Here is a 9,964-nt window from a genome sequence, read left to right as displayed (position 1 = left end):
CGCCGACCGGTGGGGGACCCCAGCCTAACCAGGGCCGACCCGGTTCGCATCGGACGACGGTGCCGGAACGTGACCGCTCCGGTCCACGCCGTGTCCGCGGTCACGCCGGCCAAGCGGCGGTGCGACCGGGGGCCGGGGAGAGCCGTCGGTCGCACCGCCCGCGGTCAGGCGATGTCCCGCCGGCGCATCGCCCAGAGGGCCGCGCCGAGGATCACCACGAACCCGACCGCCATCATCACCGAGGACTGCTGCCAGGTGATGTCCATGGTGTCCGGTTTGCACTCACCGAAGTAGGTGGCCTGGCAGGAGTTCCAGTCCTCCAGGGTCACCTTCTTCTGCATCCAGGCCGTGGCGTAGGTGGGCAGCAGCCACGCCTCGGCGAAGCGCACGCCGGCCATCGCCAGCAGGATGCCGAGGCCGAACTGGCCGACGACCATCAGGGCGATCACCCCGCCCAGGGCCATCGCGGTGTGCCGCCCCAGCGAGGCGAGAGCGAAACCGATGGTCGCGGTGACCAGGGCGAGCACCAACCCGCGCAGCCCGGTCAGGGCGAAGGACTGCCACGCCCCGGAGGTCATCTTCGCCGTGCTGCCGCGGAAGACGGCGACGAGCCAGAAGCTGCCAAACCAGAGCAGCGTCGTGGGCACCGCCAGGGCGACCAGCCCGGTGAGCAGCGCGGCCAGCTTCGTCAGCAGTACGGTCAGCCGCTTCGGCCGCCACAGCAGCAGGTTCATCATGCCGCCGGTGTTCCACTCGGCCCCGACGAAGGAGGCGCCGACGACGAACCCGACCAGCGCCAGGATCGCCGCGAGCGGCAGCAGCGTGAAGCCGAAGTGCTCCCGGAAGTCGAAGGTGGAGGGGAGGAACCACTCCGCCTCGATGGCTTCCCGAGGCGGTGGCTGGATGGACGCGCAGTCCTGCGGGAAGCCCTCGGTCTGGCCCGTTCCGGCGGCCTTCGCCTTGTCGCACTCCGCGCGGTACCGCTCGTTGTGGCGGACGTCCTGCTGCCACTGCTGCTCGGCGGCGCGCTCGGCCTTCGCCAGCGCGGCGGCGTCGATCTTCTCGTTGGTGAGGAAGACCCCGATCACCACCAACGCGAGCACCAGCAGGCCCAGCAGGCTCATGTAGCGGGTGAAGCGCCGCTTGGCGAGCCGGCGCAGCTCCGTACGGTAGAGGCTCACGCGCCCCACCCTCCTCCGGCGGCGCCGGGCTGACCCGCGCCACCGACCTTCGTGGACTGGTCGACCTGCCGGTGCTGGCCGGGTACCGGCGCGGTGGCGGTCAGTTCGAGGAAGACGCTCTCCAGATCGACCGCGATCGGGGCGAGTTCGCTGACGTAGAGGCCCTGCTCGGCGAGGAGCCGGGTCACGGTGGCCGGCTTGTCGACCCCGGCGAGCATCAGGTGGTCGGCCTGGCCCGCCACCCGGATCCCGGCGCGGTTCAGCGCCTCGGCGGCGAGGGGCAGGTCGGTGACCGCCTCCAGCCGCACCCGGACCGCCCCCGAGGAGTGCTGGGCGAGCACCTGCTCGACCGGCCCGAAGGCCACCCGCCGGCCGAGCGAGATGATGGTGACGGAGTCGCAGATCAGCTGGATCTCGCCGAGGATGTGGCTGGAGAGCACCACGGTCATCCCCGACTCGGCGAGGCTGCGCGTCAGGGTGCGCATCTCCCGGATGCCGCCCGGGTCGAGGCCGTTGGCCGGCTCGTCGAGGATCAGCAGCTTCGGGTTCTTCAGCAGGGCCGAGGCGACGGCGAGGCGCTGCTTCATGCCGAGCGAGTAGGTCTTGACCCGCTCGCCGGCACGGTCGCGCAGCCCGACCAGCTCCAGCACCTCGTCGACCCGGTGCTGCGGCACGTCGCCCGCGCCGGCGAGCAGGGACAGGGTGTCCCGCGCGGTGAAGTGCGGGAAGAACTGCGGGCTCTCCACGATCGCGCCGACCTGTCCGGCGACCGCGGGCAGCGCGGTGGGCACCTCGTGCCCGAGGATCTCCATCCGGCCGCCGTCGGGCCGGATGAGGCCGAGCAGCGTACGCAGCGTGGTGGTCTTGCCCGATCCGTTCGGACCGAGGAAGCCGTGCACCTGCCCTTCTTCGACCCGCATGTCGAAACCGTCGAGCGCGTTGCGGGTGCCGCGCCGACGGCTCTTGTACGTCTTGCGGAGACCTTCGATCTCCAGGACAGCTGGCAAGCTGCACCTCCCCCGGATGGGCGTATGACACGCGACACCATACGCGGTATGCAGCCCGCAGCAATACCCGGTATGCATCCGACGCGCCGATCGGATGAAAGAAGGGCCCCGTCCCGCGCGCCAGGCGTCAGGACGGAGCCCTTCTCCTCATCTCAGGCGCAGACGACGGTGACCCCGGCGGCGCGGAACGCCTCCACCACCTCCGGGTTGGCCCCGGAGTCGGTGACGAGAGTCTCCACCCGGTCCACCGGGCAGATCCGGGCGAAGGCGTGACCGCCCAGCTTGGACGAGTCGGCGATGATCACGACCCGCTTGGCCCGGGCCACCATCAGGTTGTTCATCGCCGCCTCGCCCTCGTGGTGGGCGGCGGCGCCGAGCTGCGGGTCGATCGCGTCCACGCCGAGCAGGGCGACGTCCAGGGTGACCTCGCGCAGCAGCGCCCCGCCCAGCGGGCCGACCAGCTCGAACGACTTCGGGCGGACCACGCCGCCGGCCACCACGACCTTCATCCGGGAACGGACCAGCAGCTCGTTGGCGATGTTCAGCGCGTTGGTGACCACGGTGAGCTGGGCGCCCTCGGCGCTGGTGTTCAGGTCGGGCCGGACGGCGAGGGCCCGGGCCACCTCCGTGCTGGTCGTGCCGCCGTTGAGGCCCACCACGGTGCCCGGCGAGACCAGCGCGGCGGCGGCGGCGCCGATCCGCTGCTTCTCCGCCGAGTGCTTGGCGGTCTTGTAGCGCAGCGGCAGGTCGTACGAGACGCCGTTGGCGACCGCGCCGCCCCGGGTCCGCGTGATCATCTGCTGCTGGGCGAGCTGGTCGAAGTCGCGCCGGATGGTGGCCTGGGAGACGTCCAACCGCTCGGCGGCCTCCTCGACGCTGACCCGGCCGTTGTCGGTCAGCATCTCGAGCAGGGCGTTCCATCTGGCGTACCGGTCCACCCAAGCCCTCCAGTTACTGCGCGGTCGGTGATTGATTGCGTGCACAGTAGTGCGCGAAACTACGAGGGCGCAAAACCCTGGCTTGCGCGATACCGGGGCTGGTTGCCACAGCCAGCCGCTTTCGCGCAGAATAACGCGCGAAAGGCGGCTCTAACGAGCCGTATTGCGCACCGCTCCCCTGCGTAGGAGTTCTCATGTCGTACGTCGACGCCGAGATCGCGAGCCAGCCCGACTGCTGGCGGGAGGCGGCGCGACTCGCCGCCACCGCGGCCGACCACCTGCCCCGTCCCGGCGAGCGGGTCGCCGTCGTGGGTTGCGGCACGTCGTGGTTCATGGCGATGGCGTACGCGGCCCGCCGCGAACACCTCGGGCAGGGCGAGACCGACGCCTTCCAGGCCTCCGAGTTCCCCGCCGGCCGGCGCTACGACCGGCTCGTCGCGATCACCCGCTCCGGCACGACCACCGAGGTCACCGAGCTGGTCGCCGCCCTGCGCGGGCGGGTGCCGGCCACCGTCCTGGTCGGCGACCCGGACTCCCCCGCCGTCGCGCTGGCCGACGCGGCGGTGACCATGCCCTTCGCCGACGAGCGCTCGGTGGTGCAGACCCGCTTCGCGACCACCGCGCTGGCCCTGCTCCGCGCCCACCTCGGCGACAACATCGACGCGCTGGCCGCCGACGCGGAGGTGGCCGTGCGCGCCCCGCTGCCGATCGACCCGACCCGGATCGAGCAGGCCACCTTCCTCGGTCGCGGCTGGACGGTCGGGCTGGCCCAGGAGGCGGCCCTGAAGTGCCGCGAGGCGGCCACCTTCTGGGCCGAGGCGTACCCGGCGATGGACTACCGGCACGGGCCGATCTCGATCGCTGCGCCCGGCCGGCTGGTCTGGGCGTTCGGCGAGCTGCCCGACGGGCTGCCGGAGGACGTGGCGGCGACGGGGGCGGCGTTCGTGCACAGCCGCACCCACGGCTGCCGCACGGTGCTGGGCAGCTGGGCCGCCGGCCGTACGCCGGTCGACCCGATGGCCGACCTGATCCTGGCGCAGCGGTTCGCCGTGGCGCTCGCCACCAGCCGGGGCCTCGACCCCGACGCGCCCCGGCACCTGACCCGTTCCGTGGTACTCGCGTGAGGTCAGCCGACGTCGTCGTCGCGCTGGACGTCGGCGGCACCGGGATGAAGTGCGCCCTCGTCCGGGCGGACGGGGCCGTGCTGCACGCCGAGCGGCACCCAACCGACGCCGGGCGCGGCCCGGACGCCGTGGTGGACACCATCCTGGGAATCGCCGAGGGGCTGGCCGGCAAGGCCCGCGCCGACGGGCTCGACCCGGTCGCGGTCGGCATCGCGGTGCCCGGGGTGGTCGACGAGGCGCGCGGGACCGCCGTCTGGTCGGCGAACGTGGGCTTCCGGGACGTACCGCTGCGGGGCCTCGCCCACGAGCGGCTCGGGCTGCCCACGGCGCTCGGCCACGACGTGCGCGCCGGCGGCCTGGCCGAGGCCCGGCTCGGCGCGGGCCGCGACGCCGGGCACGTCCTCTTCGTCGCGATCGGCACCGGGATCGCCGCCGCCCACGTGGTCGACGGCAAATCCGCCACCGGGGCGCACGGCGCCGCGGGCGAGATCGGCCACATCCAGGTACGCCCCGGCGGACCGCCCTGCGGCTGCGGCCGTCCCGGCTGCCTGGAGGCGGTGTCCTCCGCCGCCGCGATCGGGCGGCGCTACTCGGCGCTGGCAGGTGTGCCGGCGACCGCCGCCGAGGTCGCCGACCGGGCGGCGGCCGGCGAGCCGCTGGCGGCGGACGTCTGGCGGGAGGCCGTCGAGGCGCTCGCCGACGGCCTCGCCACCGGCCAGGCCCTCTACGACGTGGAGACCGTCGTGCTCGGCGGCGGCCTGGCGCGGGCCGGCGCGCGGCTGCTCGACCCGCTCCGGGCCGCGCTGCACGAGCGGATGACGTTCCACCGGGAGCCGCGCCTGGTTGCGGCGGCCCTCGGCGACGAGGCCGGCTGCCTCGGCGCCGCCCTGCTCGCCCTCGACAGTCTGGAGAAGTGATGGCCCACCGTGTGAACGGCAAGGTGGTGACCCCGACCGGCGTGATCCGGCAGGGCTGCGTGGAGCTGGACGAGGGCCGGATCAGGGCGGTGGCCGAGTACCCGTCCGTCCACGACGGGCACTGGATCGTGCCCGGCTTCGTCGACATGCACACGCACGGCGGCGGCGGACACACCTTCACCACCGGCGACGCCGAGCAGGCCCGGCAGGCCGCCGACTTCCACCTGCGGCACGGCACCACCACCCTCCTGGCCAGCCTCGTCAGCTCACCGTTCGCGCTCATGCGCGCGGCCACCGGGGCGTTCGCCCCGCTGGTCGCCGAGGGGGTGCTGGCCGGGATCCACTTCGAGGGGCCGTACCTCTCCTCCGCCCGCTGCGGCGCGCAGAACCCCGAGTACCTCCGCGACCCGTCCACCGACGAACTGGCCGAACTGATCGAGCTGGGCGGCGGGGCGGTCCGGATGGTCACCCTCGCCCCCGAGCGGGACGGCGCGCTGGAGGCGATCAAGCTGCTCACCGCGCACCGGGTGGTCGCCGCGGTCGGCCACACCGACGCCACGTTCGACGAGACCCGCGCCGCCGTCGCGGCGGGCGCGAGCGTCGGCACCCACCTGTTCAACGGGATGCGGCCGGTGCACCACCGCGAGCCCGGCCCGGTGGTGGCCCTGCTGGACGCGCCGAACGTGGTCTGCGAGCTGGTCGCCGACGGCGTGCACCTGCACGACGGGATGCTGGCCTTCGCCACGTCGACGGCGGGCCCCGAGCGGGCCGCCCTGATCACCGACGCGATGGCCGCCGCCGGCATGCCCGACGGCGAGTACGACCTGGGCGGCCAGGCGGTCACGGTGGCGGACGGCGTCGCCCGGCTGGCCCGCGACGGCGCGATCGCGGGCAGCACCCTGACCATGGACGCCGCGCTGCGGCACGCGGTGGCCGCCGGGATCCCGATCGCGGACGCCGTCCGGATGGCGTCCACCACGCCGGCCCGCGCGATCGGCCTCGGCGACCAGTTGGGCGCGCTCCAGGTCGGGCTCCGGGCCGACCTGGTGGTGCTCGACGATGACCTCAACGTGGTCCGGGTGATGCGCGGCGGCTCCTGGGTGGAGTGAACGGACGCGCCGCCCGGCCCGGTCTGCGCGGCTTCAACCTGCGCGGCCCAGCCTACGCGGCTTCAACCTGGGCGGGCCGGTCCGCGCGGCTTCAACCTGGGCGGGCCGGTCTGCGCGGCTCCGGCTCCGGCACACCGCCTGCTGCGGCACTGTCGAGCTGCCCCATCTGTGAGACCACTTCGCTGGGTTGGCGCTGTCGCCCCTGTAAAGCAACCCGCAGGGATGCCCCGTCCATAGGGGCAGCTCGACAGCGCCAGCCGAGGCAGATCGGGCGGGCACGGGCGGCAGGCGGCAGGCAGGCGGCAGGCGGGCGACAGCGGTCCGTCAGCCGGTGGTGGGGACCTCGACGCCGAGCACCGCCTGCTCGTCCGGGCGGTGCACCAGCACGTCGGAGAGGAACGACTGCACGGCCGGGGCCATCCCGACGTCCCGGCCAGCCCGCTCGGAGAGCAGCCACTTGTGCTCGATGATCTGCGCGAAGAGTTCCTGCGGCTCCAGCTTGCGGCGCAGGTGCGCGGGCACGGCCCGGACCACCGGCTCGAAGACCTCGGTCAGCCAGCGGTGGGCGGCCTGCTGCTCGTCGGTCAGGTAGCTCTCGGCCCGGTAGGCGTCGAGGTCGTTGAGCAGCCGGCGGGCCTGGTTCTCCTCGGCGTCCAGGCCGGTCAGGCGGAGCAGCCGCCGGGTGTGGTAGCCGGCGTCGACCACCTTCGGCCGGACCAGGTACCGCCCGTTGTCGATAGTGGACATGGCCACCTCGGCGACGTCGAAGCCCAGCTCGTTGAGGCGGCGGATCCGCCCCTCGATGTCGTGCCGGGCCTCCCGCTCGACCTGCTGCTCGTAGGTGATCTCGTGCCACAGCCGCTCGTAGCGCTGCACGACCTCCTCGCAGACCACCTCCGGGTCGATCGACTCGTGCAGCAGCCCGGCGGCCTGCAGGTCGAGCGCCTCGCCGAAGATGTTGACCCGGGCGATCTCCAGGTCTTCGCCGCGCTGGCCGCTGGAGAGGGAGTGGTGCAGCGCCCCGGTCTCGGCGTCCACCAGGTACGCGGCGAACGCCCCGGCGTCCCGCCGGAACAGCGTGTTCGACAGCGAGCAGTCGCCCCAGAAGAAGCCCGTGAGGTGCATCCGGACGATCAGGGCGGCAAGCGCGTCGAGCAGCCGGCCCATCGTCTCCGGTCGCAGGGTGTGCGAGAAGAGCGCCCGGTAGGGCAGGGAGAACTGCAGGTGCCGGGTGATCAGCACCGACTCGAGGGGTTCCCCGTCGTCGGTTTGCCGGTCGGCGACGATCGCCACCGCCTCGACCGACGGGAAGTCGATCCGCTCCAGGGCGCGGAGCAGGTCGTACTCCCGCTCGGCGATCCGCTCGCGGGTCTCCTTGAACGCGTAGACGTACTCACCCAGCCGGACGAAGCGGACGATGTGCCGGGAGATGCCCTGGGGCAACGCCACCAGGTGTTGCGCAGGCCACTCCTCCAGCGGGGTCGACCAGGGGAGATCGAGCAGCGCCGGGTCCACGAGGGCCGAGGTGATCCGCACGGGCACAAGTCTGACGGGTCCCCCCGCCGAGCGCCTCCCTTCGTGGCTTGGCACACAGGGCGACCCCGGCCCGTCCCGGTCCGGCACCGGCCGGGCCGGTAGCGTGACGGGGTGCGGGAGACCACGGCGGTACGGGGAAAGGCGCAGCTCCGGCCGGTCCGGCCGGCCGGCTGGTGGTTCGACGCGGTGCTGCTCGCCGGTTTCGCGGCGCTGACCCTGGCGCTCGCCGAGGGGCAGCTCCACGATCTCGACCTGGCGGTCAGCGAGTGGGCGTTCGCGCACGACCCGGCGCCGCTGTACTGGACCGCCCGGGTGTTCAACCTGCTCGGGCAGGGCGGTTGGCTGCTGATGCCGGTCTGCGGGGCGCTCGCCCTCGCGGTGGGCTGGCGCCGGCACTCCGTCCGGCCGCTGTTGCTGGTGGCGGGCGCGTTCGTGCTGACCACCCTGACCATCGGCCCGCTGAAGCTGTGGACCGACCGGGCCGCGCCGAGCGCGACGGTCAAGGATCCGTTCCTGCCGCCCGGCGAGGCGGTGGAGATCTTCAACCGGCTGCCGGCGGGGGCCTACTCGATGTCCTACCCGTCGGGGCACGTCGCCAACGCGATCGTCTGGTACGGGGTGATCGCCGTGCTGCTGACCGCGCTGACCGCCGGGCGGCTGTCCCCGGTCGCGTACCGGCTGGTCCGCTTCGCGCCACCGGCGATCCTGCTGGTCACGACCACCTACCTGAACTTCCACTGGCTCACCGACGGGCTGGCCGCCCTGATGCTCGGCCTCGTCCTCGACCGGCTGCTGCACCGGGTGACCTGGGACGGGCTGCCGTTGCCGGGCGCGCTGCGGGACTGGAACCGTCCGTTCATCTCCGCCCCCTAGGGTCTCGCCGTGGATCAACTGGCGCGCCGGCTGGGCGTACCCGACGCGGTGGTCATCGGGCTGGGGTCGATGCTCGGCGCGGGCGTCTTCGTGGTCTTCGCGCCCGCCGCGGCCGCGGCCGGTGGGGCGGGGCTGCTGGCGGCGCTGGTGCTGGCCGGCGCCATCGCGTTCTGCAACGCGACCAGCTCGGCCCGGCTCGCCGCCCGTTACCCGGAGTCCGGCGGCACCTACGTGTACGGCCGGGAGCGGCTCGGCCCGTTCGCCGGCTTCCTGGCCGGCTGGGGCTTCGTGGTCGGCAAGACGGCGAGCTGCGCGGCGATGGCGCTGACCATCGGGGCGTACCTCTGGCCGGGGCAGGCCCGGCTCGTCGCCGTCGGCGCGGTGCTGGCGGTGACCGCCGTGAACCTGCGCGGCATCGGCAAGACCGCGATCGCGACGAAGGTGCTGGTCGGCGTGGTGCTGGCGGTGCTGGCCCTGGTCGCGGTGGCCGGCGCGGTCGGCGGCGACGTCTCGCTCGACCGGCTCGGCGACCTCGGCGGCTCCGGGCGCGGCGTGCTCACCGCCGCCGGGCTGCTCTTCTTCGCCTTCGCCGGGTACGCCCGGATCGCCACCCTCGGCGAGGAGGTACGCGACCCGGAGCGGACCATCCCCCGGGCGGTCCCGCTGGCCCTCGGCGTGGTGCTGGCGATCTACCTGGTGCTCGCGGTGGTCGCCGTCGGCGTGCTCGGGGCCGACCGGCTGGCCGCGTCCGCCGCGCCCCTGGCCGACGTGGTGACGGCCGCCGGGCTGCCCGGCCTCGCGTGGCTGGTCCGGGCCGGGGCGACCGTGGCGGTGACCGGGGTCCTGCTCTCCCTGCTCGCCGGGGTGGGGCGCACCGCGCTGGCGATGGCCCGCCGCCGCGACCTGCCGGGGGCGCTCGCCACGGTCCATCCGGTGCACCGGGTGCCGCACCGGGCGGAGCTGGCCGTGGCCGCCGTGGTGGTGCTGATCGTGCTGCTGGGCGACGTCCGCGACGCGATCGGCTTCTCCAGCTGCACCGTGCTGGTCTACTACGCGATCACCAACGCCGCCGCGCTGACCCTGGGGCGCGACCCGGACCGACGCCTGCCGGTGCGGGCGCTGGCCGTGCTGGGGCTGGCCGGCTGCCTGCTGCTCGCGGTCAACCTGCCGCTGTCCAGCGTCCTCGCGGGCTTCGCCGTGCTCACCGCCGGCGCCGCCTGGTACGCCCTGCGCCCCCGGCGGGCCTGACGCCGGTCCGGGCAGCGCCGGGGCGGCAGGC

General features: G+C 73.9%; 9 protein-coding genes. 5 read left to right on the top strand and 4 right to left on the bottom strand.

The window, feature by feature from the left end; all coding sequences use genetic code 11:
• Positions 1–164: 164 nt before the first annotated feature.
• The 3 genes from AB0G13_RS32155 to AB0G13_RS32145 form a co-directional block, all read right to left on the bottom strand.
• Positions 165–1,181: an ABC transporter permease subunit gene (locus AB0G13_RS32155; protein WP_357882644.1), complete on the bottom strand. Its 1,017-nt coding sequence runs from the start codon at positions 1,179–1,181 to the stop codon at positions 165–167.
• Positions 1,178–2,188, bottom strand: a complete 1,011-nt coding sequence (locus tag AB0G13_RS32150; protein ID WP_357882640.1) for an ATP-binding cassette domain-containing protein — start codon at positions 2,186–2,188, stop codon at positions 1,178–1,180. Before AB0G13_RS32150 ends, AB0G13_RS32155 begins: the two co-directional genes overlap by 4 nt.
• A gap of 152 nt (positions 2,189–2,340) precedes the next feature.
• On the bottom strand, positions 2,341–3,126 hold the full coding sequence (locus tag AB0G13_RS32145) for a DeoR/GlpR family DNA-binding transcription regulator (RefSeq protein ID WP_088998118.1): 786 nt from the start codon (positions 3,124–3,126) through the stop codon (positions 2,341–2,343).
• Positions 3,127–3,320: 194 nt separating this feature from the next.
• Here AB0G13_RS32145 and AB0G13_RS32140 point away from each other — a divergent pair, with 194 nt between their 5' ends.
• From AB0G13_RS32140 to nagA, 3 genes are read left to right on the top strand one after another with little or no spacing between them, the layout of a single operon-like run.
• Positions 3,321–4,250, top strand: a complete 930-nt coding sequence (locus tag AB0G13_RS32140; protein ID WP_357882636.1) for an SIS domain-containing protein — start codon at positions 3,321–3,323, stop codon at positions 4,248–4,250.
• The gene (locus AB0G13_RS32135) at positions 4,247–5,167 is read left to right on the top strand and encodes an ROK family protein (protein WP_357882633.1); all 921 of its coding nucleotides are present in this window, start codon (positions 4,247–4,249) and stop codon (positions 5,165–5,167) included. The genes AB0G13_RS32140 and AB0G13_RS32135 overlap by 4 nt, the downstream gene beginning before the upstream one ends.
• On the top strand, positions 5,167–6,276 hold the full coding sequence (gene nagA, locus AB0G13_RS32130; protein WP_357882631.1) for an N-acetylglucosamine-6-phosphate deacetylase: 1,110 nt from the start codon (positions 5,167–5,169) through the stop codon (positions 6,274–6,276). The genes AB0G13_RS32135 and nagA overlap by 1 nt, the downstream gene beginning before the upstream one ends.
• Before the next feature lie 324 nt (positions 6,277–6,600).
• Here the strand turns inward: nagA and AB0G13_RS32125 are convergent, their stop codons facing one another.
• A complete protein-coding gene (locus tag AB0G13_RS32125) occupies positions 6,601–7,812 on the bottom strand; it encodes a DUF4032 domain-containing protein (protein ID WP_357882628.1) in 1,212 nt (403 codons plus the stop codon).
• 111 nt (positions 7,813–7,923) lie between these two features.
• Between AB0G13_RS32125 and AB0G13_RS32120 the strand changes: the two genes are divergently transcribed.
• A complete protein-coding gene (locus tag AB0G13_RS32120; protein ID WP_357882625.1) occupies positions 7,924–8,685 on the top strand; it encodes a phosphatase PAP2 family protein in 762 nt (253 codons plus the stop codon).
• Between the two features lie 9 nt (positions 8,686–8,694).
• Positions 8,695–9,933, top strand: coding sequence for an APC family permease (locus tag AB0G13_RS32115; RefSeq protein ID WP_357882622.1), 1,239 nt, complete (start codon positions 8,695–8,697; stop codon positions 9,931–9,933).
• Positions 9,934–9,964: the final 31 nt, after the last annotated feature.

This window comes from Micromonospora sp. NPDC023633, assembly GCF_040640035.1.
In the GTDB taxonomy this organism is placed as follows: Bacteria; Actinomycetota; Actinomycetes; order Mycobacteriales; family Micromonosporaceae; genus Micromonospora.
This window is presented reverse-complemented; position numbering and strand designations above follow the sequence as displayed.

What these genes read in the sequence shown, in the direction of transcription:
- nagA (WP_357882631.1), top strand. Translation starts at nt 5,167, where the DNA reads ATGGCCCACCGTGTGAACGGCAAGGTGGTGACCCCGACCGGCGTGATC.
- AB0G13_RS32140 (WP_357882636.1), top strand. Translation starts at nt 3,321, where the DNA reads ATGTCGTACGTCGACGCCGAGATCGCGAGCCAGCCCGACTGCTGGCGG.